Consider the following 24,106-nt stretch of genomic DNA (forward strand, 5'->3'; position numbering starts at 1 on the left):
CCGAAGTCGTCTGATGCGCTCCCGCGCTACATTTAAGGCATGAACGCGGTGCTCAATTCACCTTCTGCAACGCAAGCCCGACCCGGTGAAGTGCCAACGGCGGGAACCTTGTCAGCAGCCGCAGCGGCCGCCAATGCGGCGGCGGCCAGCTTTGCTGCGCTGACAGATAGTCTTGACTACCTGGACGCGATCAGCATAGAACAGGTGCGCCAAGCCTACCGTTTCGCTGATGAGGCCCATCTGGGCCAGTTGCGCAACAGCGGCGAGCCCTACATCACGCACCCCATTGCCGTAGCAGCACAATGTGCCACCTGGAAGCTCGACGCCCAGGCGCTCATGGCGGCACTGCTGCACGATGCCATGGAAGACTGTGGCGTCACCAAGGCCGACCTGATCGACCGCTTTGGTGCCCCCGTGGCCGAACTGGTGGACGGGCTGACCAAGCTGGACAAGCTGCAGTTCAACACCCGCGAAGAGAACCAGGCCGAGTCTTTCCGCAAGATGCTGCTGGCCATGGCACGCGATGTGCGCGTGATTCTCATCAAGCTGGCGGACCGCACGCACAACATGCGCACGCTGTCGGACATGCCACGTAGCAAGTGGGGCCGCATCTCCTCGGAGACGCTGGAAATCTACGCCCCCATCGCCCACCGCCTGGGCCTCAACCAGACTTACCGGGAATTGCAGGACCTGGCCTTCCGTCACCTGCACCCCTGGCGCTATGCCACCCTCTCCAAGGCTGTCAACAAGTCTCGCAACCGCAGGCGCGACCTGGTGCAGAAGGTGCAAACCGAAGTGGATGCCGCCTTCTCAAAGATTGGCATGAAGGTGCGCCTCGCAGGCCGCGAAAAGACTTTGTACGCCATCTACCAAAAGATGGATCTCAAGCACCTGAGTTTTGCCCAGGTCACGGACATCTACGGTTTTAGGGTGATCGTGCCCACTGTGACGGACTGCTACACCGCGATGGGCGTGCTCCACCAGATGTACAAACCGGTTCCTGGCAAGTTCAAGGACCACATCGCCATCGCCAAGCTCAATGGCTACCAATCCTTGCACACCACCTTGGTGGGGCCCTCCGGTGTGAACATTGAATTCCAGATGCGCACGGACGAGATGCACGTCATTGCCGAGGCCGGTGTGGCAGCGCACTGGTTGTACAAAGCACAGGACGGCGATGGCACTTCGGCCGAACGGCTGGGGACCAAGTGGCTGCAGTCCCTGCTCGACATCCAGAACGAGACCCGCGATGCCGCAGAGTTTTGGGACCATGTGAAGGTGGACCTTTTCCCGGATGCGGTCTATGTCTTCACCCCCAAGAGCCAGATCATGGCGCTCCCTCGCGGGGCTACTGTGGTGGACTTTGCTTACGCCATCCACAGCAACGTCGGCGACCGCACAACGGCGGCCAAGATCAACAACGAGCAGGTGCCCCTGCGCACTGAACTCAAGAATGGCGACGTCGTGGAAATCATCACGGCGCCCGTGTCCACCCCCAACCCGGCCTGGCTGGGTTTTGTGCGCACAGGCCGCGCGCGCTCCAAGATCCGGCACTACCTGAAGACCTTGGCGCAGACTGAATCTGAAGGACTGGGCGAAAAACTGCTGACCCAAGCCATCCGAGCGGAAGGCCTGGAGCAGTTGCCCCCCCTGGATGCAGAGACCCAACCCATGTGGGACAAGCTGCTGCGTTTTACAGGGAACCGCACCCGCAGCGAGCTGATGACGGACCTGGGCCTGGGCAAGCGGATCGCCAGCATCGTGGCCAAGCGGCTCATGGTGCTGATGTCCGAACATGGCCATCGCCCCGATGCACTGCTCATGACGCGGGAGCGCTATACGTCCCATGAAACGCTGTCCCAAGGAGCAGTCACCCTGGACGGCAGCGAGAACGCATCGGTACAGTACGCATCATGCTGCCGCCCGGTGCCCGGCGACAGTATTGTGGGCTACCTCGGACGGGGAGAGGGGCTGGTGGTGCACAACGTGCACTGCACAGTGGCAAAGCGCCTCCAGCACAAGGACAGCGAGCGTTTCATCGCCGTGGACTGGTCTGACGAGCCCACGCGCATGTTCGAGACCGGTGTTGTTGTCACCGTGACCAATGGCAAGGGGGTGCTGGCCCGAGTGGCTGCGGAGCTGGCCAATTCAGAGGCTGACATCACCCACGTTGACATGGATGACGAAGCCGCACTTGACACCACCGATCTGCGCTTTATCGTGGCCGTGCGTGATCAGGCCCACCTTGAACTGGCACTAAAAAATCTGCGCCGCACTCAGGCAGTCATCCGCGTCGCCAGAATCACACCACAGGCCTGACAGGCGCTTCCCGCAAGGAAAGCAGCGCCTGTTTCATAGCGCCTCGCCCCCACCCGAGGGTGGCTGCTACGCTGTGCGCGGCTGCGGGTACCGCACTTCCATCACTTCCAGATTGCGAGCGCCGCCCGGGGTTGGCAGTGGCACCTCATCACCCACACGAGCTTTCAACAGTGCGCGGGCGACCGGTGAAATCCAACTCACCTGCGATTCTCGGCTGTCTGCCTCATCAATTCCCATGATGGTGATCGTGCGCTCCACATCCTCATCATCCCGATAAGTCACGGTAGCCCCAAAAAACACCTGATCACTTCCCGCATGCAGACTGGGGTCTACGACTTCGGCAATCTCCAGCCGTTTGGTCAAGAACCGTATGCGGCGGTCGATCTCGCGCAGGCGCTTCTTGCCATACAGGTAATCGCCATTTTCGGACCGATCACCGTTGCTGGCAGCCCAATGCACAACATCCACCATCTTGGGCCGCTCGTTGTCAATCAAATCAAACAGCTCATCCCGCAGGCGCGCATAGCCCACAGGGGTGATGTAGTTTTTGCCGCCCGCAGGCAATGGGGGTAGTGCCAACTCGTCGTCGTCACCGCCATCTGCCTCTTTGGTAAAAGCCTTGCTCATCGCCAGATCTCCCCGACAAGCGCAAAGCGCTTGGACAAATGAAAAAGCCTGCAATCTTGCGATTGCAGGCTTTAAACATTGGTGCGGCTGGCAGGAATCGAACCCACGACCCCTTGGTTCGTAGCCAAGTACTCTATCCAGCTGAGCTACAGCCGCTAAGCTTTGAATTATAGCATGATTTCTTGGCGACCCTTGAAATCAACTTTTTTTACCAGCTCCATGCCGCATGGGCCTGTTCAGTAAAAGCTCAACTCAATACAAGCCAAGATTGTAATGCACTCCAGAGACTCCAAAAGAGGAATGGCGCACATTGCGACAAGAAAACTGGCTGTGACCGTGATGATCGCCCACTCGAATGATGGGTGGTAGGGCGTGTTGGACTTGAACCAACGACCAAAGGATTATGAGTCCTCTGCTCTAACCAACTGAGCTAACGCCCCAAGCCATGCTCCAGCGCTATACAACGGGGCAAGCGCCGTATTGTAGGGGGCTTTACTTGCGATAGCTGAGTGCGTTGGACACCAGTTTTGATGTGATGTCCACGATCTGAATCATCCGGTCATAAGGCATGCGCGTAGGACCGATCACACCCAAAGTACCGACTACCTTGCCATCGACCTCATACGGCGCACTCACGATAGAAAGCTCCTCAAACGGCACCACGTGGCTTTCCCCGCCAATGTAGATGCGCACTCCCTCTGCCTGGCTAGAGATATCGAGCAGCCGCAGAATCTGCGTTTTCTGCTCGAACAGATCGAAGGCGCGCCGGAGGTTTCCCATGTCACTGGAAAAATCGCTCACAGCCAGAAGGTTGCGCTCACCAGAAATCACTACCTCGTCCTGCGCTTGTGACAGAGCCTCAGAACCCACGTTCACCGCAGCCTGCATGAGCGAAGCGATCTCGCCCCGCAGCACATCCACCTCCGATTTCAGGCGCTCACGCACCTGCTCCATCTCGAGCCCTGCATAGTGCGCGTTCAGAAAGTTGGAAGCTTCAATGAGTTGTGACTGGGTGTAGTCCACATCCGTGAAGATCACCCTGTTTTGAACGTCGCCCTCCGGCGAGACGATGATCACCAGAAATCGTCGCTCGGACAATCTCAGGAACTCGATGTGGCGAAACACAGAGGTCCTCCTGGGCGCCATCACAACACCAACGAACTGCGATAGATTGGACAACAACTGTGCTGCGTTCGCGATCACCTTCTGCGGCTGTTCGGGCGCAAGCTGCGGAGGGGTCAATGGGTCCCGCTGCACTGTCAGCATGGTGTCTACAAATAGCCGATAGCCCCGAGCAGTAGGGATGCGCCCTGCAGAAGTATGGGGACTCGCGATCAGCCCCAACTCCTCCAGATCTGCCATGACGTTGCGAATGGTGGCGGGGGATAGATCCAGCCCCGACGCGCGCGACAGAGTCCGCGACCCAATGGGCTGTCCATCGGCGATGTAGCGCTCGACCAGCGCTTTAAGCAACAACTTGGCACGGTCATCGAGCATGGAATGATTTTAATGATGTAATTTCGCGATGACGTCCAATTTCCGCCGTGTCGCACTCATAGGCAAATACCAAGCTTCGTCGGCAGGCGCCCTCAGTGACAGTTCCCGCCACGCCCTGGAAGACATCGCCCATTTTCTTGAACGCGAATGTTGCGAAGTGGTGCTGGAAGCAGAAACCGCAAGCAACACCGGAATCACACAATACCCAGTCCTGAATGTAGACGAGATAGGCCGCCGGTGCGACCTGGGCCTTGTGGTAGGTGGTGACGGCACCATGCTGGGCATAGGCCGACGGCTGGCGCGGTTTGGCACGCCCCTGATTGGGATCAATCAGGGGCGTTTAGGCTTCATCACCGACATTCCTTTTGACACGTACCAAGCCACACTGCCACCCATGCTTCAAGGCGAATACGAAGAAGACCTGAGGCCGCTCATGCACGCGACAGTTGTGCGCGACGAGCGCATCGTCTTTGAAGCCCTTGCGATGAACGACGTTGTTGTGAACCGTGGCGCGACTTCGGGCATGGTGGAATTGCGAGTCGAGGTTGATGGACGCTTTGTGGCCAACCAGCGCGCAGACGGGCTCATCATTGCATCACCAACGGGGTCAACGGCGTACTCCTTGTCTGCAGGGGGGCCTATGCTTCACCCCTCCATTCCTGGATGGGTGCTGGTGCCCATCGCCCCCCACACGCTCTCCAACCGCCCCATTGTGCTGTCGGATGCCGCCGAAGTGGCTGTCGAGGTTGTGAGCGGTCGGGATGTCAGTGCTAATTTTGATATGCAGTCGCTGGCCTCTCTGCTGCATGGCGACCGCATTCTGGTCAAAAGGTCGGAGCACTGCGTGCGGTTTCTTCACCCGCAAGGGTGGAACTACTTTGCCACTCTGCGCAAAAAATTGCGCTGGAATGAAGGAGGCTCCTGACCATGGCGCTCAGGCGGATTACCCTGCGTGATTTTGTGATTGTTCAGGCACTGGAGCTTGAACTAACTTCTGGTTTCACCGTGCTGACCGGAGAAACTGGCGCTGGAAAATCCATCCTGATTGATGCACTTCAGCTTGTGCTGGGGGCACGCTCGGATGCGGGCGTTGTTCGCGAGGGTGCTGATAAAGCAGACCTTTGTGCAGAATTCGACTGCCCTGCCCATCTGCACCCATGGCTTGACGAGGCGGGTTTCGACATTGACGAGCTGTTGCTTCTACGCCGTACGGTGGACTCCCAGGGCAAAAGCCGGGCGTGGATCAACGGCACGCCAGCCACTGCAACTCAGCTTCGAACCGTCGGGGACAGCCTGCTGGACATCCATGGCCAACATGCATGGCAAAGCCTCACAAAACCAGAATCGGTGCGAGGTCTGCTGGACGCATTTGCAGGTGTGCGCACCGCAGAAACTGCAGTGCGCTGGACCCAATGGCGCTCGGACCAAAAGGCGTTGGAGCAAGCGCGCCTGGCTCAAGCTACTTTGCAACAGGAGCGTGAGCGCCTGCAGTGGCAAATCAATGAGGTGGGCAAGCTGGCGCCTGCGGAGGGCGAATGGGAAGACCTCGATGCACAGCACAGACGCCTCTCGCATGCGCAAGCGCTGCTGGATGGAGCCGAGGGGGCCATCCAAGCCCTTCAAGATGAAGAGACAGGGTCACTTACAGGGCTCACACGCGCACACGATCTCCTGCAAAGCCATGAGCACATTGAGCCTGAGTTCGCCAATCTCGCAGACATCCTTGCCTCTAGCCTCGCGCAAGCCGGCGATGTCCTCCACTCGCTGCAGCTGTACCTGAGGCATGCCGAAATCGATCCACAACGCCTGGCTGAACTCGACACCCGCATCTCGCTCTGGATGACGCTGGCGCGCAGGTACAAACGCACGCCCGCAGAGCTGCCCGCACTGCACCAGAATTGGAAAGAAGAGATGCGTCGGCTGGACGCTGCTACAGACTTGGAACAACTGGAGGCTGCGGAGGCCTCCAGTGCCACGGCTTACCACGTATCGGCACGGGCACTCTCCCTGAGACGTGCAAAAGCAGCGCCGAAACTGTCCAATGCCATTACGCAAGCCATGCAGGGCATGGGCATGGAAGGTGGCAAGTTCGAGGTATCTATTGCGAAGGCACAGGAGCCTTCGTCCCATGGTATCGATGACGTGGTATTTCTCGTGGCAGGTCACCCTGGCATGACGCCCAAACCCATTGGCAAAGTCGCCTCGGGCGGTGAGTTATCTCGCATTTCGCTGGCCATCTCGGTGACAACCAGTGAATTGGGCATGGCCCCCACCCTCATATTTGACGAAGTGGACTCTGGCGTAGGGGGCGCGGTGGCAGAAACGGTGGGGCGCCTGATGCAGCAACTCGGCAGAGATCGCCAAGTGCTCGCGGTGACCCACCTGCCACAGGTGGCAGCCTGCGCACACCACCATCTGAAGGTCTCCAAACACAAGAGCCCTAAAGGTACCACCAGCACGGTATCGATGGTGCAAGGCGAGCACCGCGTCACGGAAATTGCGCGCATGCTAGGCGGTGAGCGCTCCACCGGCACTACGCTTGCGCACGCACGGGAGATGCTGGATCTCGCCGTCGCGGCACCGGAAGGACGTAGCTGATGGCGCTTGAAATTGTCCTGATCACGGGTATGTCAGGCTCAGGGAAGTCCGTTGCGCTGCACGCCCTGGAAGATGCCGGGTACTACTGCGTGGACAACCTCCCCCCGGAACTGCTGCCAGCTTTTGTGGCGCTGGAGCACCGCCACCATGCGAACCGCGTGGCCATCGCGATGGACGTTCGCAGCGCTACCTCGCTGCATCAGGTTCCGCAGGAATTGAGCCGACTAAGAAACCAGGGGGTGTCGGTGCAATCGGTTTTCCTGGATGCAACCATTGATACGCTGGTTCGACGCTTTTCAGAAACGCGCAGACGCCACCCCCTGTCGCACGATGACCTTCAGCAGGGGCGTAGGGCGCTAGTCCAGATTATTGAGCTGGAGCGGGAACTCTTGGCCGAACTGCGTGAGCAGTCGCATGTCATCGACACAAGCACAATACGGGCGTCGCAACTCCAAAGCTATGTGAAGAGTTTGCTTGTCACCACGCGGGGACAGATGACCTTGGTATTCCAGTCTTTTGCATTCAAGCGTGGCATACCGATGGATGCGGACTACGTCTTTGACGTACGGATGCTACCCAATCCACACTATGAGCCTGCGCTGCGCGATTTGACCGGGCTGGACGAACCTGTTGCACACTTCCTCAGCCAGCAACCGGACGTATCACTTATGCAAGCGCACATTGAGCAATTCCTGGCGCACTGGCTGGAAATGCTTGATCGGAACCACCGCAGCTACGTGACGGTAGCCGTTGGTTGCACCGGCGGCCAGCATCGCTCCGTCTATTTGGTAGAGCAACTCGCCGAGGTTTTGAGCAATCGCTGGACCACTCTGAAAAGGCACCGCGAGTTGGATGGGCGTTAGTGCACACGACCCCAGCTCCGTTCACCACAACTGCGCCTGCATCGAATCAAGCAGCTTGCGGATGGGCGCAGGCAGGCCAATAGAGGCCCATTCGTCAACACCAAACCACGCACCCTCTTCCGTGGGTTGGTTGGGAATGCTGCCAGATACCACGACGGGGTGAAGATGCAAGTCTCTGTGCGTCAGCACGTGGAGGAAAGGCTGAAGTTCGTTGCAGGAAATGCGGGATGCATCTCCCAAAGATGCAACATATCCGCGCAATGAGGTGCTATCGGCAAAGACCGGGACGCAGTGCATGCCAGCCCATATGCCCACCGAAGGGCGACGCTGCAACCACACCCGCCCTCCGGAACTCAGGAGAACGAGGAGTTGCCAAGATTCTGATCGGCGTGCCAACCGGCGGATCTTGACGGGGTAGCGCTCGGGGTCTCCGCCTTTGGCTGCCACGCAACGGTTTGTCAACGGACACTGTCCGCAACGTGGCGCTCGTGGCGTGCAAATCGACGCGCCAAGATCCATGAGCCCCTGGGTGTACCGGGGCATGGCCGTGAGCAAATTTCTCTGAGGGAGCAGGGACTCCGCTTCATTCCAGAGCAGACGTTCATTTCCCGACGATGCAAGGTCTTTCTCAAAACCGAGAAAGCGCGTCAACACCCTGCGCACGTTGGCATCCAGAATAGGAACACGCTCAGAAAAACAGAAAGCGGCAATCGCCCCAGCTGTAGAACGGCCAATGCCCGGCAACGCAGCCAGCATCTCGGCAGTACGGGGAAAAGAGCCTCCGTGTTCCGCAACGACCTGCTGGGCGCAGCGGTGCAGATTGCGGGCTCGGGTGTAGTAGCCCAGCCCGCTCCAGAGGCCCATCACCTCGTCCTGGTCTGCTCGTGCCAAGGCAGCCACGTCAGGAAAGCGAACAAGAAAACGCGCGTAGTAGTCGAGCACCGTGGTCACCTGCGTTTGCTGCAGCATGATCTCGGACAGCCAAACCCTGTATGGATCACGCGTCTGCTGCCAGGGCAGATGGTTGCGACCGTGTGACCCCTGCCAGGCAACTACAAGCTCAGCTACGCCGTCCCGATCCAGGGCACTCATGCAGATACCAGATGGCTATCCGGGTTCATGGCGTCAAGGCCGGGCAAAGCGACGAGCTGGGATGTCAGTTCCTGCAACCTGTGCTCCAGTTGGACCAACTCATCCTCACTCGCCTCGATTTCCGCAATACGCTCCACCAAGCCACTGGCAGCCTGCTGAATGCGATCTACGGCTTCGATGCGACGTGCGAAACTGCGGCGACGCTCCCTCAGCTGCGCATCCAGTTGGGCCGTAGCAGATTTGCTCCACAGTTCCAGATCGTTTGCAGCCGACTCATACACTGTCCGCAAGCGCATGGCCAAAGCCCGGACCAGACGCTCCGCAAACTCGGGCTGAGCGAGCTTTAATGCGTTCCCCATGCCAAGGTACTGGAGATGGCTTTGTTCGATCTGATTCAGATCGTGCGTGAAGTGTTCCAGTTGCGGCGGCGACGGCACTTGCAAAGAAAATCCAAACTCGGCATTGAGTTGCCTGAATGTCCCGCCCAGCATGGCCTGGATCTCGGTTCCCGACGCTTGTGCCTTGTCCAGCGTGCCGCGCAGTTTGTCGAAAGTCTGGAGATAGATTTTCTTCACCCCCAGCTTGAGTCCCTTTTGTTGCAGCGTCTGAGCCAACTCTGCAAGCTCGGCCTTGAGCGCCTTGGCACCCAACTGCTGAAACACATCTCGAAGAAGTTTCAGATGAACCGCGCGCACCGCCTGGATTTTGGAAGTGCTCAGATCGAACTCCCGCTGCTCCTGTTCGATGCGATGGCGCATAGATTCGATCACCGACGCGTTCTTGCCCCGCAAGCTTCGCAACTCGGCCATCTGGTCATCGAGATCCCTGCGCCGGATATTGATGACCCGTGATGTCTCGGTGCGCAAACTGGCGACTCCGTTGGCCACGGCTGCCCGCAAAATAGACTGCCGCCGGCCCATGATGCCTTTGGCCAATGCCTCTTCCAGAACAGGGAGTCCGCTGGTCTCCAGCAAAAGGTCATCGGCCGTGATCTTGGCGACCAAGCCTTTCTGCGCAGACACGGGCACAACCCTGTCCAACGGAACCCCGAGCATCTCTGCAGACGTACGGCATTGGCGCTCCATCTGCGCCTGCACCTGTTCAGCGGAGTTGAGCGTGTCCCACAGCGTGTCGATCTTGTTGAGCACCACCAATCGGGCATCCATGCTGTCTGCGGAAATGGCCAAGTGCTCTCGCCAGATGGACAGATCGGAACGGGTAACCCCGGTGTCGGCACTCAGAATGAAAACAACCGCATGCGCTTGCGGAATGAGATTGACCGTGAGCTCCGGTTCCGCCCCAACCGCATTCAACCCTGGCGTATCCAGAATCACCAGCCCCTGCTTGAGCAACGGATGGGGAATATTGATAAGGGCGTGGCGCCACATGGGCACCTCCACCAGGCCCTGAGCATCAGGCACGGGGTTTTCATCTGTCAGGTCATCGTGCCAGAAGCCCAACGCGCGCGCGTTTTCCAGGCTGACCTTTCGCACTTCGGCCACCTTTTCGAGCGCCTTGGCAATCTGGTCCGCGTTTCCAACATCCAGGGGAATCTCCTGCCATCGTTCGGTTTTGACCCGCCACTCGGCCAAGCTCTGCATCTGCAGTCGGGTTTCAATTGGCAGCAATCGAAGGCTGGGGGCCAAACTCGCGTCGTAGCCAAGTTCGGTAGGGCACATGGTGGTGCGCCCTGCACTCGCAGGCATGATGCGGCGACCATAGTCCGCAAAAAAGATTGCGTTGATCAGCTCGGACTTGCCGCGCGAAAATTCGGCAACAAAAGCCACCATGACCTTGTCACTGCGAACCTGTTCCTCCAGACGGTGCAACCGCTCATGGACAGCAGCGTCCATGAGCTCGTGCGAGGACATCCACTCGGCCAGCCGCTTGAGTTGCTGGGCGAACTCACGCCGCCACGCACCATGCTGGTCGAACTGTTCGTTGAATGAAGGTCCCACTTTGCTCCCAGAGATCTAAGAATGGCCTACAAGGCAGGCATACACAAAATATAGCATCGACCGCCCGCGGGCCGTAATAGAACCAGGAATTTGCGGTCAGTCTGGTTCAGGGTCGCTGGCACACAGGGCAAAAATAGGTACTCCGCTGCCCCTGGCGAAGCACCCGTATCGGAGTGCCACAGACATGGCATGGTGCTCCATCGCGCCCGTAAACATTGGTTTGGGTCTGGAAGTGGCCGGCCATTCCGTCTGCATTCGAAAAATCGCGCAACGTGCTGCCCCCCATCTCCACGGCCCGTGTCAGCACAGTGCGAATGGCGGAGTGCAGCTTGTGCACCCGCTCCACCCCGATGCGTGCAGCGCGGGTCGTCGGGCGGATTCCAGCCAAAAAAAGCACTTCCGATGCATAGATATTGCCGACCCCCACCACCAGCCGGCCAGCCAGAAGCAATTGCTTGATGGGCATCTGGCTCTTTTTCAGTCCGATCCGAAAAGCTGCGAGTGAAAACGCATCTGACAGTGGCTCCATTCCCAACCCACCCAGCAGCTTGACCGCAACAGGGTCGTGTTCTCCTTGAACGTAAACCACAGCACCAAACCGACGCGGATCATGCAGTCTCAGGGTCCCCTCGCTGGTCAGCATGTCAAAGTGGTCGTGAACTCCCGCCGCAGGCAAACCCTGGCTGAAGCGCAGGCTTCCAGACATTCCCAGGTGCAAAAGCAGGACCCCATTGCTGATGTCAGCCAGCAGGTATTTACCGCGCCGACGCAAACCAACCACGTGCTGCCCCACCAAAGCCTGCGGAACACAACCCAAAGGCCAGCGCAAAGGTTTTCCGAGGTTGACCGCCTCAATGCGCGCGCCCGTGATGGCCGAGACCAAACTGCGGCGTGTCACTTCCACTTCGGGCAACTCAGGCATACAAAGACCCCGGCAATGGGTTAACAGGCATGGATTATTATGACCCGATGGTGCTATTTCACAGCTTTCGGATTGCCGCATTGACTACCGTTTTTGCAGTATCCGCCCACTCAGCATGGGCACAACCAACGGGCGGTGACAGCCCCCCCGCCACAAACGACTCTGCAGTGACATCCAATCCGGCGCTGGATGCGGAATTGTTCTATGAGATTTTTCTGGGCGAAATCAGCGCCCGGACAGGTGACCCGGGGGCTGGCTATGCCTTCATGCTGGAGGCGGCACGCCGCAGCGTTGACGGTCAGCTCTACCAAAGGGCCGCTGATATCGCTTTGCAGTCGCGGTCGGGCGAATATGCATTGGCAGCAGCCAAGGCATGGAAGGAAGCGCTACCCCAATCGCGCGAAGCAAACCGCTATGTACTGCAAATTCTGGTTGCACTGAACAGGATCGGTGAAACGCCCGATCTATTGCGCCAGGAACTCGCCCAGTCCCCTCCGCGTGCGAAGGCCTCGACACTTTCCGCACTCCCTCAAATGTACGGACGTGCGAGCGACAAGGCCCTGGCGGCCAAAGTGGTGGAGGCAGCCCTAGTGGACGAGCTCGCACACCCCGCAACAGGACCTGTGGCCTGGGTCTCCCTGGGGCGCCTTCGTCTAGCGGCAGGTGACAAATCGGGCGCATTGAATGCAGCGCAGCGAGCACAGGTACTGGACAGCGCCAATGAAGACGCAGCCAGGCTGGCGCTTGAACTGATGGAGGAGAACACGCCTGAGGCTGAAACCCTGGTGGCGCAAGCACTGGCCAAACAGCCGGTGCCGGAATTGCGCATGGCCTATGCGCGGGTTCTTCTGGGCTTGCAGCGCTATCCAGACGCCAGCCGCCAATTGGAATATGTCACCAAGGAGAAACCGGAACTGGTGGAGGCCTGGTTGGTGCTGGCCACTCTGCAATTGCAGGACAACCAGCTGCCAGCTGCGGAAAACGCGTTGCGGCGCTTCATGGAACTAGTTTCTGCCTCTACCGATGCAGAAGTGCGCCAAAAAGGTCTGACGCAGGCCTATTTACTGTACGCACAGATCGCGGAGAAGAAGCAGGATTTTGCAGCCGCAGAGGCCTGGCTCGGTCGCATCGACAACGTGGACGAAGTATTCGGCGCGCAAAGCCGCCGCGCATCCCTGTTGGCACGGCAGGGCAAAGTCGCCCAGGCAAGGGCGCTCTTGCGCAATCTGCCGGGGACTTCGCCCGACGAAATCCGGATGAAGCTGCTGGCCGAAGTGCAGCTGCTGCGCGACCTGCGGCTCTACCAGGATGCCTACAAAGTCCAGAGCGAACTTGTTGCGTTCGCGCCGGATGACGCGGAATTGGTCTACGACCAAGCCATGCTGGCCGAAAAGGCCGGCCAGCCCGAAAAAATGGAGCAACTTCTGAGGCAGGTGATTGCCCAGAAGCCCCAGTACCACCATGCCTACAACGCCCTCGGCTATTCGCTGGCAGACCGAGGCGTGCGATTGGAAGAAGCCAAACAGCTGATTCTCAAGGCGCTGGAATTCGTACCCGCAGATCCGTTCATTACGGACAGCCTGGGCTGGGTGGAATTTCGCATGGGCAACAAGGCAGAAGCTCGGCGACACCTTGAAACCGCCTATAAAGCCCGCCCGGACGTAGAAATTGCAGCACATCTCGGCGAGGTACTCTGGAGCCTCGGGGACAAGGACGCTGCGGTCAAAGTCTGGAAAGAAGGTCGGCGCGCGAGTCCTGACAACGAAACCCTGAAAGAAACGCTGACGCGCCTCGGGGTGAACTTTTGATGGAGGGCGGGCAAAGAATGCCCTTCCACCGGCTGGCCCGCCAGTTGCTCGCTCAACGCCTCATGGGGCTGTTTTTGTGGGCCGTATGCGCGCTGTGGCTGGCTGGCTGCGCGCAGCCGCCACCGAGCCCGGCAGGCGAGGAAGACGCATGGAGCGGACGAATCGCCCTGCAAGTGGAAGGACAGGCATCCCAGTCGTTCTCGGCGATGTTTGAACTCCGAGGCAATGCCCAGAGAGGCGGACTCGCACTGATCAGCCCGCTGGGCAACCGTCTTGCGCAGCTGGAATGGAAAGATGGCCACGCACAACTGATCAGCGCTCAAGAGACGCGCTCTTCTGATTCACTCGATGCACTGCTGCAAGAAGTGACCGGTACAAGCATCCCCGTCGCCGCGTTGTTCGACTGGCTCAAGGGCCTACAAACTACCGCGCCAGGCTGGAGGGCCGACCTTTCAGCCCTCGAACAGGGACGGCTGGTGGCGCATCGCGACGACCCCGCGCCACAGGCCACGTTGCGCCTCGCCCTGACTCGCTGACCTTCCTGACACCTTCATCGCGCACTGTTCGTTGCCATGCAATCCCTGTATGACGTGCCGGCTCCGGCAAAGCTCAACCTTTTCCTCCACATCACGGGGCAACGCGCCGACGGGTACCACCTGCTTCAGTCGGTGTTTATGCTGATCGACTGGTGCGACACCCTTCATTTCGAGCGCCGCGCAGGAAGCGGGATCACCCGCGAAGACTTGGGCACTCCACTGCCGGAGATAGATCTCTCCATCAAAGCGGCGCTTGCATTGCAGCAAGCCACCGGTTGCGCGCTTGGCGCGCACATTCGCGTCCTGAAAAGCATCCCCTCGCAAGCCGGCATGGGAGGCGGCTCTTCAGATGCGGCCACGACCTTGCTCGCCCTCAACCGGCTGTGGGGCCTGAACCTGTCGCGATCAGCACTGGAAACCATTGGGCTGAAGCTCGGAGCCGACATTCCATTTTTTTTACGTGGCCACAACGCCTGGGTCGAAGGAATTGGTGAGACAATCACGCCGCTTGAGAAAGCCCAGCAACTACCGCAAGCGCGTTTCGCTATCGTGAAGCCCGCAGCAGGTTTGGAGACAAAAGCAATTTTTTCGTCGCCAAGTTTGAAACGTGATTCAGATAGTGCTACAATCTTAGGCTTTGCTGCAACACATTTTGACTTCGGTCGAAACGACCTGCAGCCAGTTGCCCAGGCACTTTGCCCCGAGGTCACCGAAGCCATTGATTGGCTCAGGGTCCGAGGATTGCAAGGCCGGATGACAGGTTCAGGCAGTGCAGTGTTTGCGCAGATGTCACATGCGGTTGATTTGAGTGGAGCTCCACAGGGCTGGCAAGTCAAAGAATGTGAAAATCTGATGGTTCATCCTCTGGCAGGCTGGGCATCAGACAAGAATTAAGGTTAGCTGCCCTCGGCAGTTGACCTGTGTAGGGGAGTCGCCAAGCTGGTTAAGGCACCGGATTTTGATTCCGGCATGCGAAGGTTCGAATCCTTCTTCCCCTGCCAAATTTCTTCTCGCTCACGCGCAGTACGGGCTTTTTTTTCAGACCGCTGGGACGCTCATGCAAGGCAATCAACCCGACTTCATGGTTTTCACCGGCAATGCCAATCCTGGCATGGCAGCTGAAATTGCCCAACACCTCGGAACCACCCTCGGAGCTGCCGATGTCGGTCGCTTCTCGGACGGCGAGGTCACCGTCGAGATCAAGCAAAACGTTCGTGCGCGGGATGTGTTCGTGGTGCAGTCCACCTGCGCTCCGACGAACGAAAACCTCATGGAACTGCTGATCATGGTCGATGCGCTCAAGCGTGCATCGGCAGAACGCATCAGCGCCGTGATCCCCTACTTCGGCTATGCCCGCCAGGACCGTCGTCCCCGCTCTTCGCGCGTGCCCATCACCGCCAAGGTAGTGGCCAACATGCTGCAGGCCGTGGGTGTGGCCCGCGTGCTGACCATGGACCTGCATGCCGACCAGATCCAGGGTTTCTTCGACATTCCGGTGGATAACATCTACGCATCGCCCGTGTTGCTCGGTGACCTGCGCCAGAAGAATTACGAAGACCTGATCGTGGTCTCTCCTGACGTGGGCGGCGTGGTGCGCGCCCGCGCTTTGGCCAAGCAGCTCAATTGTGATCTGGCCATCATCGACAAGCGCCGCCCCAAGGCCAATGTGTCGGAAGTGATGCATGTGATCGGCGAGATCGAAGGTCGCAACTGCGTGATCATGGACGACATGATCGACACTGCCGGCACGCTGGTGAAGGCGGCAGAAGTGCTCAAGGAGCGCGGCGCCAAAAAGGTGTACGCCTATTGCACGCATCCCATTTTTTCGGGTCCTGCCATCGAACGCATCGCCCAGGGCTCGGCCCTCGACGAAGTGGTGGTGACCAATACCATCCCATTGAGCGACAACGCCCGGGGATGTACCAAGATTCGCCAACTCTCCGTGGCCCCGCTGATCGCAGAGACGATCCAGCGCATTGCCAAGGGTGAGTCGGTGATGAGTCTGTTCTCGGACCAAGACAACCTGTTCTGACGCGCTTCCCTTCGGGAGCGTTGCAGACTGGATTGCACGCAGGCCTCCTTCGGGAGGCTTGTCTGTTCGAGGACATTGCGTGGGCCTGCTGCCAAACAGTGGCACAACAGGCCTTTTTACAACAGGGCAAGACTGGTCGCGGTCTGTCCTTTCAGGAGCTAACTATGAACTTCGTCGCTTTTGAGCGCGCCAAGCAAGGTACGGGTGCGAGCCGCCGTCTGCGCAATTCGGGCAAGACGCCTGGCATCGTCTACGGTGGCACCACCGAACCCCAACTCATCGAGGTGGACCACAACGCACTGTGGCACGCCCTCAAGAAGGAAGCGTTCCACTCCAGCGTGCTGGACATGGAAGTTGCCGGCACGACCGCCAAGGTTCTGCTGCGCGACGTGCAGTACCACCCTTACAAGCAACTCGTGCTGCACATCGACTTCCAGCGCGTGGACGAAAAGACCAAGCTGCACATGAAGGTGCCACTGCACTTCTCCGGTGCTGAAGAATCGCCTGCCGTCAAGGTCGACAAGTGCATGGTCAACCCGATCGTGAACGAACTCGATGTGACCTGCATGCCTTCGGACCTGCCAGAGTTCATCGCTGTGGACCTGTCCACCCTCGAAAAGGGCTCGTCACTGCACCTCAAGAGCATCAAGCTGCCAAAGGGCGTGACCGCCAAGATCCGTGGTGGCCAGAACAACAACCCCGTGCTGGTGTCTGTGGTTCCTCCTGTGGTCGTGGTCGAAACCCCCGTCGAAGCCGCTCCTGCCGCCGATGCCAAGAAGGGCAAGGGCAAGAAGTAATCTTCAAGCCGCAGGTTTTTTCCTGCGTGCCGGTCAGCCCGCCTTGGCGGTGCTGGCCAATGAAAACGGCCCACCTGTGTGGGCCGTTCTCATTGGCAACGGCGCCCGGCATGGACAGGCCCCACGTCCATCCACAACCCCCACGGATAATCGCGCAGATGATCAAGCTGTTTGTAGGCCTTGGAAACCCGGGGCCAGACTACGAGTCCACCCGCCACAACGCTGGTTTCTGGTGGATTGATGCGCTGGCGCGTGAACTCAAGGCCACATTGGTGCCCGAGCGCAGCTACCACGGGCTCGTCGCACGCACCACGGTGCACGGACAGAGCGTGTGGCTGCTGGAGCCCCAGACCTTCATGAACCTCTCGGGCAAGTCCGTCGCTTCGCTGGCGCGCTTCTTCAAGATCCAGCCCGAAGAAATCCTGGTGGTGCATGACGAACTGGACATTCCACCGGGCCAGGTCAAACTCAAGCGCGGTGGCAGCCACGCAGGCCACAACGGCTTGCGAGACATCCACGGCCAGCTGGGCTCACCCGACTATTGGCGCCTGCGCGTAGGCATCGGCCACCCAGGCGTGAAAAGCGAAGTCGCCAACTGGGTGCTCAAGAAGCCCTCCCCTGACCAGCGCATACTGATCGAAGACAGCATCGTCCATTCGCTGAAAGCCTACCCGGCCATGCTGGCGGGCGAGATGGACAAGGCCACCTTGCTCATCCACACCACCAAACCACCCCGCCCCAAGCCACCCCGCCCGGTGGAAGACTGAGCACGGAAATACTATTATTTTGATAGCTATCAGCGCTTCATAGGTAAGCGCCAGGGCCTAAAAATACCAGAAGATCAGCTGGCCGCAGGCACCTGCAGCCGCTGGAACTTCTGCCACAGGGTTTCGCGGTTCTCGACATGCTGTGGGTTCACGGGAATGCAGGCGACGGGGCAGACCTGCACGCACTGGGGTTCGTCAAAATGCCCCACACATTCCGTGCACTTGCTGGGGTCGATCTCGTAGATCTCCTGCCCCAGGTAGATCGCCTGGTTGGGGCACTCGGGCTCGCACACATCGCAGTTGATGCATTCGTCGGTGATCATCAGCGCCATACGGCCTCCTTGGGCACGGGGCCAAAAACAATGGCAAGGGGGTACGCAGCGCAGTTCATGCTCCGTATTATCCCGCGCTGGTGGCATGTGCCTTGCATGCCACACTGCAACCCACCACCGCTGACGGGGATGTTTTTACCGTTATGCTGTGTATACACATTAATTTTGACGCCCGCGCGCCCTACCCCTCTCCTCACCCACCTCACCCATGGGCCTGTTTTTTCTCAAGCGGTTTACCACCCTCCTGGCCACGCTGATTGGCGCGTCCATCGTCGTGTTCCTGGTGCTCGAAATCCTGCCGGGCAATGCCGCCCAGATCCTGATGGGCCCCGATGCCTCGCCAGAGGCCGTTGCCGCATTGGCCAGCAAACTGGGGCTGGACCAACCGGCGAGCCTGCGCTACTGGCAATGGGTCAGTGGGCTGGTGGTGGGCAACATGGGCGACAGCTATGCCTACAGCTCACCCGTCCTCGACCTGGTGCTGGAGCGCCTGGCCCTCACGGTGCCACTGGCCCTCATGGCCATGGTCATCACCACCGTGCTGGCACTGGCGGCAGGCGTGTATGCGGCATCCCGCCACAACAAGCTGGGTGATGTCGGTGTGATGGGGCTGGCACAGATCGGTATTGCCATTCCCAATTTCTGGTTCGCGATCCTGCTGATCCTGCTGTTTTCGGTGAAGCTGCAGTGGTTCTCGGCCGGTGGTTTTCCGGGCTGGACGGAAGACGCCGGTGGCAGCCCGTTCGAAGCCCTCAAGGCCCTGCTCCTGCCTGCCATCGCACTGGCCGTGGTGCAAGCCGCCATCCTGGCGCGCATCACGCGCTCGGCCGTGCTTGAGGTGCTGCGCGAGGACTTCGTGCGCACCGCACGCGCCAAGGGGCTGTCGCAGCGCGCCGCGCTCTGGGGCCACGTGCTGCGCAACGCCATGATCCCCGTGATCACCGTGATGGGGCTGCAGTTTGCCAACCTGCTGGCCGGCACCATCGTGGTGGAAAACGTGTTTTACCTGCCGGGCCTCGGCCGCCTGATCTTCCAGTCGATTTCCAATCGCGATCTGATCGTGGTGCGCAACTGCGTGATGCTGCTCGCCGCCATGGTGGTCATCGTCAACTTCGTCGTGGACATCCTCTATGCCGTGATCGACCCCCGCGTCAAAGCCAGCGATATATGAAGTACCCCCCTGAGTCGCTCCGCGCCTTCCTCCCAGGGGGACGCCACCAGTGGCCTGGCAAAGGCAGTTCCGCGGTGGCACTGGCCTTTGGCCGAGCCGGTTGCAACCGCTCTGGGCTCCACGCGCAACTTCGAACCCTTCCATGAGTACCGCGATTTCACCGCCCGTTCCTTTGTCGCCCCCCAGCTGGCTGCACCGCGCGCTGCGCCATCGCAGTTTTGTCATCGGCGCTGTGCTGTCGCTGCTGCTGATCCTGGCCGCAGCCTTGTCGCTGGCCTGGACGCCCTGGTCCCCCTACGAGATGGACCTGGCTGCGAAACTGCAGCCACCCAGCGGCAAGCACTGGCTGGGCACCGACGCCTTCGGCCGCGATGTGGCCTCGCTGCTGCTGGTGGGCGCGCGCAACTCCATCCTGGTGGGCGTGATCGCGGTCGGTATCGGCCTGTCCATTGGCACGGCGCTGGGCCTGCTGGCCGCGGCCAAGCGCGGCTGGGTCGAGGAGCTCATCATGCGGCTGGCGGACTTCACCTTCGCCTTCCCCGCCATCCTCTCGGCGATCATGATGACGGCGGTGTTCGGTGCAGGCATCGTCAACTCCATCATCGCCATCGGCATTTTCAACATCCCGACCTTTGCCCGCGTCACCCGAGCCTCGGCCAATGCGGTGTGGTCGCGCGAATACATCCTTGCCTCGCGTGCCTGCGGCAAGGGCAGCTGGCGCATCACCCTCGAGCATGTGCTGCCCAACATCCTGTCGGTGCTCATCGTGCAGGCCACCATCCAGTTCGCCATCGCAATCCTGGCCGAGGCCGCCCTGTCGTACCTGGGCCTGGGCACCCAGCCGCCCCAGCCCTCCTGGGGCCGCATGCTCAGCGAGGCCCAGACGCTGATGTTCCAGGCCCCGCTGCTGGCCGTGTGGCCCGGTGTGGCGATTGCACTGGCTGTGCTGGGCCTGAACCTGCTGGGCGACGGACTGCGTGATTTGCTCGACCCCCGGCTCTCGCGCAAGCGTTGATCCCGCTAAGAAGACCACCAGAACCCCACGATGTCTCTGTTAGAAGTCTCCAACCTCCGCATCCGCCTGCAGACCCACCGGGGCCCGGCCGACGCCGTGCGCGGCGTGAGCTTTTCGCTGGCACGGGGCGAAACCCTGGGCCTGATCGGTGAATCAGGCTGCGGAAAATCCATCACCGCCATGTCGCTCATGGGCCTGCTGCCCGACAGTGCACAGGTCACCGGCAGTATTCGCTTCGACGGCGAAGAGCTCGTGGGCCGCACCGACGCGCAGATGTGCAAGATGCGCGGCAACCGCATCGGCATGGTGTTCCAGGAGCCGATGACGGCCCTGAACCCCGTGCACACCATCGGCCGCCAGGTGGCCGAGCCCTTGCGCCTGCACCGTGGCATGAATGCCTCCGCCGCGCGCACGGAAGCCCTGGCGCTGCTGGACCGCGTGGGCATCCCCAACGCCGCGCAGCGCTTCGATGCCTACCCCCACCAGTTCTCGGGCGGGCAGCGCCAGCGCATCACCATTGCGATGGCCTTGGCCTGCGGCCCCGATTTGCTGATTGCCGATGAGCCCACCACCGCGCTCGATGTGACCATCCAGCAGCAGATCCTGGACCTCATCAGCGACTTGGTGGCCGAACGCAACATGGCGCTGATCCTGATCTCGCACGACCTCGGAGTGATCTCGCAGAACGTGGACCGCATGATGGTGATGTACGGCGGCAGCGTGGTCGAGAGCGGCTCCACGGCCTCCGTCTTCTCCGCCATGGCACACCCCTACACGCGCGGGCTGTTCGCCGCACGCCCCCATCTGGGCGCGGTGCACACGCCCGGCCAGCGCCCTCGCCTGTCCACCATCCCCGGCACGGTACCCGAGCTGGTGGACCTGCCCGCCGGCTGCCCCTTTGCCGGGCGCTGCAGCTACACCGTGGATGCCTGCCACCACGATCAGCCCGAAGCCACGCTGGTGGCCACGGATGCCGATGGCGACCACCACGTGCGCTGCCTGCGCCGCGAGGCCATTGCCGAAGCCCAGAGCGCCCAGGTGGTGAACATCGTCGAGGTGACCGCATGACCCAGGCAACCCATGCCACCACATCGGTCCACGCTCCCCTGCTCCAGGTGAAAGATCTGGTGCGCGAATACACGCTGCCGCGAGAACACCTGTTTCAGCCCCCGGGCAAGGTGCATGCGCTCAACGGCGTGGGCTTTTCGATTGCCTCGGGCCGCAGCCTGGGCATCGTCGGCGAATCAGGGTCGGGCAAGTCCACGCTGGCGCGGCTCGTCATGGCCCTGGATGCCCCCACCTCCGGCACCGTGCACCTTCTGGGGCGCAACCTGCACCAGTTGCCCCCCACGGAACTGCGACACGCACGCCGCGATTTTCAGATGGTGTTCCAGGACCCCTATGGCTCACTCGACCCACGCCAGACCGTGGAGCGCATCGTCACCGAGCCACTGCAGGCTCAAGGTGAGACCAGCCGCGCCGCCCAGCGCGAGCAGGCCGGCCAGGTGCTGTCGCAGGTGGGCCTGCGCGCCAACGACCTGGGCAAGTACCCGCACGAGTTTTCCGGCGGCCAACGCCAGCGCATTGCGATTGCACGCGCCCTCATCACACGCCCCCGCCTCATCGTGGCCGACGAGCCAGTGAGCGCGCTGGATGTGTCGGTGCAGGCCCAGGTGCTGAACCTGATGCAGGACCTGCAGCAGGAGTTCGGCATCACCTACATGCTCATCAGCCACGACCTGGCCGTGGTGAACCACCTGTGCGACGAAGTGGTGGTGCTGTACCAGGGCCGTATCGTGGAGCGTGGCTCGCCCGCCGAGCTGTTTCGCAACGCACAGCACCCCTACACCCAGTCGCTGGTGGGTGCCGTGCCGCAGGTGCTGCCAGGCCGCGCGCGGGCGCGCCGTGCAGCAGCCGCCGCTGCTGCAGCGGCAAAAATCGCATAACCAAATGCACACGTGATGGTGTACAAAGCTTTCGTGCGCCCTCGGTAACAAATTGCACCGGGGCCTTCCTCTGGTTTTTGTCTGGTTTTTTGTCTGGAGAGTCCGAACATGCTGAACCGCCGTACCGTCCTTGCCACTGGCGCCATTGCCGCCGTGCCCTTGTCCACCCCGCTTGGCGCCCTGGCGCAAGGCCGCAAAGATGCGGTGACGCTCGCGATGACACTGGAGCCACCAGGCCTGGACCCCACGGCCGGTGCCGCCTCGGCCATTGCCGAAATCGTGCAGTACAACATCTTCGAGACACTCACCAAGATCAACGCCGATGGCAGCGTCTCGCCCCTGTTGGCCGAGAGCTGGGAGGTCTCACCCGACCTCAAGACCTACACCTTCAAGCTGCGCCGGGGCGTGAAGTTCCAGAATGGTGAGCCCTTCAATGCCGCCGCCGTGAAGTTCTCCTACGACCGCGCTGGCGGCGAAAAGAGCACCAACAAAGACAAGCGCACCTTTGCGGGCCTGACCACCCAGGTGGTGGACGACTACACCGTCGTGCTGCTCAACAAGGACATCGACCCCGACCTGCTGTTCATCCTGGGCCAGGCCACGTCGATCATTGTCGAGCCCAAGAGCGCCGACACCAACGCCAACAAGCCCGTGGGCACGGGCCCCTACCAGCTCCAGGCCTGGAACAAGGGCTCCTCGGTGGTGCTGACGGCGTGGGACGGTTTCCGCGACGCCAAGGCGCTCAAGATCAAGCGCGCCACGTTCCGCTTCATCTCCGACCCCGCCGCCCAGGTGGCCGCCCTGCTGGCCGGCGACGTGGATGCATTCCCCCGCGTCACGCCCCGCAGCGTGCCGCAATTCAAGGGCAACCCCAAGTTCCAGGTGGTGGTCAGCGGCTCGCGCGCCAAGACCATCCTGGCGATCAACAACGGCAAGAAGCCGCTGGACGACGTGCGCGTGCGCCGCGCCATCGCCGCCGCCGTGGACCGCAAGGCCGTGATCGAAGGCGCGGGCGATGGCTACGGCGCGCCCATCGGCAGCCACTACGTGCCCGGCGCGTTCGGCTATGTGGACACCACGGGCGTGAACCCCTACGACCCCGAGAAAGCCAAGAAGCTGCTGGCCGAGGCTGGTGTCAAGACACCGCTGGAACTGACCCTGACGTTGCCGCCCACTCCCTACGCCCGCCAGGGCGGCGAGGTGGTCGCAGCACAACTGGCCAAGGTCGGCATCATCGCCAAGATCCAGAACGTGGAATGGGCGCAGTGGCTCAGCGGCACCTATGGCAGCAAGAACTACGACCTGACCATCATCAGCCACGTGGAGCCGTTCGATCTGGGCAACTTCGCCAAGCCCGACTACTACTGGGCCTACAACTCGCCCAAGTTCAGCGAGCTGTTCAACCAGATCAAGAACGCCGCCCGCCCCGCCGACCGTGCCCGCCTGCTGGGTGACGCACAACGCCTGCTGGCCAACGATGCAGTGCACGCGTTCCTGTACTCCAACCAGTGGATCACGGTGGCCAACAAGAACCTCAAGGGCCTGTGGAAAGACATGCCCGTGTTCGTGAACGACATCTCATCGCTGTCCTGGTCCTGAGATGGGACACCCCCCTGAGGCCCTGCGGGCCTTCCCCCCGCTCTCACATCGCTGCGCGATGTGGGCAGGGGGACGCAGCCCTCGCTGCGGGGCGGCCCTTGCTCGGCTGCCCGCGCTTGGGCCGCGCCAGTTTCAGGGGCTGCGGGTAGCGCGCGGCGCCATGGATCACTAAAACCTGCGGGAGCAGATTGCTCCTAAAACAATAGCTGTTAGCGCTTTACCAATAA

21 protein-coding genes and 3 tRNA genes are annotated in these 24,106 nt (G+C 60.7%); 16 read left to right on the plus strand and 8 right to left on the minus strand.

Features of this window, described 5'->3' with window-relative positions; translation table 11 throughout:
* The first annotated feature begins 39 nt into the window (after positions 1 to 39).
* A complete protein-coding gene (locus ASE39_RS19385) occupies positions 40 to 2,319 on the plus strand; it encodes a bifunctional (p)ppGpp synthetase/guanosine-3',5'-bis(diphosphate) 3'-pyrophosphohydrolase (protein WP_029413878.1) in 2,280 nt (759 codons plus the stop codon).
* A 66-nt stretch (positions 2,320 to 2,385) separates the two neighbouring features.
* On the opposite strand, the gene greB is transcribed toward ASE39_RS19385, so the two are convergent.
* From greB to hrcA, 4 genes are all read right to left on the minus strand, one after another.
* Entirely contained in the window at positions 2,386 to 2,946 is a 561-nt protein-coding gene (gene greB / locus ASE39_RS19390; protein ID WP_057272221.1) for a transcription elongation factor GreB, read from the minus strand.
* A gap of 79 nt (positions 2,947 to 3,025) precedes the next feature.
* Positions 3,026 to 3,102, minus strand: a tRNA-Arg gene (locus tag ASE39_RS19395).
* A 207-nt stretch (positions 3,103 to 3,309) separates the two neighbouring features.
* A tRNA-Ile gene (locus ASE39_RS19400) sits at positions 3,310 to 3,386 on the minus strand.
* 52 nt (positions 3,387 to 3,438) lie between these two features.
* Positions 3,439 to 4,443, minus strand: a complete 1,005-nt coding sequence (gene hrcA / locus ASE39_RS19405; RefSeq protein ID WP_010461859.1) for a heat-inducible transcriptional repressor HrcA — start codon at positions 4,441 to 4,443, stop codon at positions 3,439 to 3,441.
* Positions 4,444 to 4,471: 28 nt separating this feature from the next.
* Here hrcA and ASE39_RS19410 point away from each other — a divergent pair, with 28 nt between their 5' ends.
* From ASE39_RS19410 to rapZ, 3 genes are read left to right on the plus strand one after another with little or no spacing between them, the layout of a single operon-like run.
* Positions 4,472 to 5,368 carry an NAD kinase gene (locus ASE39_RS19410; RefSeq protein WP_057228779.1) on the plus strand — a complete coding sequence of 299 codons (897 nt, stop codon included), beginning with the start codon at positions 4,472 to 4,474 and terminating at the stop codon, positions 5,366 to 5,368.
* A gap of 2 nt (positions 5,369 to 5,370) precedes the next feature.
* Entirely contained in the window at positions 5,371 to 7,041 is a 1,671-nt protein-coding gene (gene recN, locus ASE39_RS19415) for a DNA repair protein RecN (protein WP_057228780.1), read from the plus strand.
* The gene (rapZ, locus tag ASE39_RS19420; RefSeq protein ID WP_010461862.1) at positions 7,041 to 7,904 is read left to right on the plus strand and encodes an RNase adapter RapZ; all 864 of its coding nucleotides are present in this window, start codon (positions 7,041 to 7,043) and stop codon (positions 7,902 to 7,904) included. The genes recN and rapZ overlap by 1 nt, the downstream gene beginning before the upstream one ends.
* A gap of 21 nt (positions 7,905 to 7,925) precedes the next feature.
* Here rapZ and mutY read toward each other — a convergent pair whose 3' ends face one another.
* The 3 genes from mutY to mutM form a co-directional block, all read right to left on the minus strand.
* Entirely contained in the window at positions 7,926 to 8,996 is a 1,071-nt protein-coding gene (mutY, locus tag ASE39_RS19425) for an A/G-specific adenine glycosylase (protein ID WP_057272222.1), read from the minus strand.
* On the minus strand, positions 8,993 to 10,954 hold the full coding sequence (locus ASE39_RS19430) for a dynamin family protein (RefSeq protein WP_010461864.1): 1,962 nt from the start codon (positions 10,952 to 10,954) through the stop codon (positions 8,993 to 8,995). The genes mutY and ASE39_RS19430 overlap by 4 nt, the downstream gene beginning before the upstream one ends.
* A gap of 106 nt (positions 10,955 to 11,060) precedes the next feature.
* On the minus strand, positions 11,061 to 11,876 hold the full coding sequence (gene mutM, locus ASE39_RS19435) for a bifunctional DNA-formamidopyrimidine glycosylase/DNA-(apurinic or apyrimidinic site) lyase (RefSeq protein ID WP_057228783.1): 816 nt from the start codon (positions 11,874 to 11,876) through the stop codon (positions 11,061 to 11,063).
* 29 nt (positions 11,877 to 11,905) lie between these two features.
* Here mutM and ASE39_RS19440 point away from each other — a divergent pair, with 29 nt between their 5' ends.
* From ASE39_RS19440 to pth, 7 genes are all read left to right on the plus strand, one after another.
* Positions 11,906 to 13,684, plus strand: coding sequence for a tetratricopeptide repeat protein (locus tag ASE39_RS19440; protein ID WP_029413880.1), 1,779 nt, complete (start codon positions 11,906 to 11,908; stop codon positions 13,682 to 13,684).
* 17 nt (positions 13,685 to 13,701) lie between these two features.
* Positions 13,702 to 14,220 carry a lipoprotein insertase outer membrane protein LolB gene (locus ASE39_RS19445; protein ID WP_010461870.1) on the plus strand — a complete coding sequence of 173 codons (519 nt, stop codon included), beginning with the start codon at positions 13,702 to 13,704 and terminating at the stop codon, positions 14,218 to 14,220.
* A gap of 36 nt (positions 14,221 to 14,256) precedes the next feature.
* Positions 14,257 to 15,114 carry a 4-(cytidine 5'-diphospho)-2-C-methyl-D-erythritol kinase gene (gene ispE, locus ASE39_RS19450; RefSeq protein ID WP_057272223.1) on the plus strand — a complete coding sequence of 286 codons (858 nt, stop codon included), beginning with the start codon at positions 14,257 to 14,259 and terminating at the stop codon, positions 15,112 to 15,114.
* A 30-nt stretch (positions 15,115 to 15,144) separates the two neighbouring features.
* A tRNA-Gln gene (locus ASE39_RS19455) sits at positions 15,145 to 15,221 on the plus strand.
* A 56-nt stretch (positions 15,222 to 15,277) separates the two neighbouring features.
* Positions 15,278 to 16,252 (plus strand): ribose-phosphate pyrophosphokinase, encoded by a 975-nt coding sequence (locus ASE39_RS19460; protein ID WP_010461875.1) that lies wholly within the window; start codon positions 15,278 to 15,280, stop codon positions 16,250 to 16,252.
* A gap of 164 nt (positions 16,253 to 16,416) precedes the next feature.
* Complete coding sequence (locus ASE39_RS19465) at positions 16,417 to 17,049, plus strand: 50S ribosomal protein L25/general stress protein Ctc (protein WP_010461878.1); 633 nt, start codon at positions 16,417 to 16,419, stop codon at positions 17,047 to 17,049.
* Positions 17,050 to 17,207: 158 nt separating this feature from the next.
* Positions 17,208 to 17,816 (plus strand): aminoacyl-tRNA hydrolase, encoded by a 609-nt coding sequence (pth, locus tag ASE39_RS19470; protein ID WP_057272224.1) that lies wholly within the window; start codon positions 17,208 to 17,210, stop codon positions 17,814 to 17,816.
* A 74-nt stretch (positions 17,817 to 17,890) separates the two neighbouring features.
* Here pth and ASE39_RS19475 read toward each other — a convergent pair whose 3' ends face one another.
* On the minus strand, positions 17,891 to 18,148 hold the full coding sequence (locus ASE39_RS19475) for a YfhL family 4Fe-4S dicluster ferredoxin (protein WP_057272225.1): 258 nt from the start codon (positions 18,146 to 18,148) through the stop codon (positions 17,891 to 17,893).
* 208 nt (positions 18,149 to 18,356) lie between these two features.
* Here ASE39_RS19475 and ASE39_RS19480 point away from each other — a divergent pair, with 208 nt between their 5' ends.
* The 5 genes from ASE39_RS19480 (at position 18,357) to ASE39_RS19500 (ending at position 23,879) form a co-directional block, all read left to right on the plus strand.
* A complete protein-coding gene (locus tag ASE39_RS19480) occupies positions 18,357 to 19,319 on the plus strand; it encodes an ABC transporter permease (protein WP_057272226.1) in 963 nt (320 codons plus the stop codon).
* Positions 19,320 to 19,461: 142 nt separating this feature from the next.
* Positions 19,462 to 20,334, plus strand: coding sequence for an ABC transporter permease (locus tag ASE39_RS19485; protein ID WP_057272227.1), 873 nt, complete (start codon positions 19,462 to 19,464; stop codon positions 20,332 to 20,334).
* A gap of 30 nt (positions 20,335 to 20,364) precedes the next feature.
* Positions 20,365 to 21,402: an ABC transporter ATP-binding protein gene (locus ASE39_RS19490; RefSeq protein WP_057272228.1), complete on the plus strand. Its 1,038-nt coding sequence runs from the start codon at positions 20,365 to 20,367 to the stop codon at positions 21,400 to 21,402.
* A complete protein-coding gene (locus ASE39_RS19495) occupies positions 21,399 to 22,280 on the plus strand; it encodes an ATP-binding cassette domain-containing protein (RefSeq protein ID WP_057272229.1) in 882 nt (293 codons plus the stop codon). Before ASE39_RS19490 ends, ASE39_RS19495 begins: the two co-directional genes overlap by 4 nt.
* A 108-nt stretch (positions 22,281 to 22,388) precedes the next feature.
* Positions 22,389 to 23,879, plus strand: coding sequence for an ABC transporter substrate-binding protein (locus ASE39_RS19500; protein WP_057272230.1), 1,491 nt, complete (start codon positions 22,389 to 22,391; stop codon positions 23,877 to 23,879).
* Positions 23,880 to 24,106: the final 227 nt, after the last annotated feature.

The organism is Acidovorax sp. Root267, assembly GCF_001429215.1.
Taxonomy (GTDB): domain Bacteria; phylum Pseudomonadota; class Gammaproteobacteria; order Burkholderiales; family Burkholderiaceae_C; genus Acidovorax; species Acidovorax radicis.

Coding starts and splice junctions, on each gene's coding strand:
- mutM (WP_057228783.1), bottom strand. CDS start 11,876: ATGCCTGAGTTGCCCGAAGTGGAAGTGACACGCCGCAGTTTGGTCTCG.
- ASE39_RS19485 (WP_057272227.1), top strand. CDS start 19,462: ATGAGTACCGCGATTTCACCGCCCGTTCCTTTGTCGCCCCCCAGCTGG.
- ASE39_RS19480 (WP_057272226.1), top strand. CDS start 18,357: ATGGGCCTGTTTTTTCTCAAGCGGTTTACCACCCTCCTGGCCACGCTG.
- pth (WP_057272224.1), top strand. CDS start 17,208: ATGATCAAGCTGTTTGTAGGCCTTGGAAACCCGGGGCCAGACTACGAG.
- ASE39_RS19490 (WP_057272228.1), top strand. CDS start 20,365: ATGTCTCTGTTAGAAGTCTCCAACCTCCGCATCCGCCTGCAGACCCAC.
- hrcA (WP_010461859.1), bottom strand. CDS start 4,443: ATGCTCGATGACCGTGCCAAGTTGTTGCTTAAAGCGCTGGTCGAGCGC.
- mutY (WP_057272222.1), bottom strand. CDS start 8,996: ATGAGTGCCCTGGATCGGGACGGCGTAGCTGAGCTTGTAGTTGCCTGG.
- rapZ (WP_010461862.1), top strand. CDS start 7,041: ATGGCGCTTGAAATTGTCCTGATCACGGGTATGTCAGGCTCAGGGAAG.
- ASE39_RS19385 (WP_029413878.1), top strand. CDS start 40: ATGAACGCGGTGCTCAATTCACCTTCTGCAACGCAAGCCCGACCCGGT.
- ispE (WP_057272223.1), top strand. CDS start 14,257: ATGCAATCCCTGTATGACGTGCCGGCTCCGGCAAAGCTCAACCTTTTC.
- ASE39_RS19460 (WP_010461875.1), top strand. CDS start 15,278: ATGCAAGGCAATCAACCCGACTTCATGGTTTTCACCGGCAATGCCAAT.
- ASE39_RS19495 (WP_057272229.1), top strand. CDS start 21,399: ATGACCCAGGCAACCCATGCCACCACATCGGTCCACGCTCCCCTGCTC.
- ASE39_RS19410 (WP_057228779.1), top strand. CDS start 4,472: ATGACGTCCAATTTCCGCCGTGTCGCACTCATAGGCAAATACCAAGCT.
- ASE39_RS19500 (WP_057272230.1), top strand. CDS start 22,389: ATGCTGAACCGCCGTACCGTCCTTGCCACTGGCGCCATTGCCGCCGTG.
- ASE39_RS19445 (WP_010461870.1), top strand. CDS start 13,702: ATGCCCTTCCACCGGCTGGCCCGCCAGTTGCTCGCTCAACGCCTCATG.
- greB (WP_057272221.1), bottom strand. CDS start 2,946: ATGAGCAAGGCTTTTACCAAAGAGGCAGATGGCGGTGACGACGACGAG.
- ASE39_RS19440 (WP_029413880.1), top strand. CDS start 11,906: ATGGATTATTATGACCCGATGGTGCTATTTCACAGCTTTCGGATTGCC.
- recN (WP_057228780.1), top strand. CDS start 5,371: ATGGCGCTCAGGCGGATTACCCTGCGTGATTTTGTGATTGTTCAGGCA.
- ASE39_RS19475 (WP_057272225.1), bottom strand. CDS start 18,148: ATGGCGCTGATGATCACCGACGAATGCATCAACTGCGATGTGTGCGAG.
- ASE39_RS19465 (WP_010461878.1), top strand. CDS start 16,417: ATGAACTTCGTCGCTTTTGAGCGCGCCAAGCAAGGTACGGGTGCGAGC.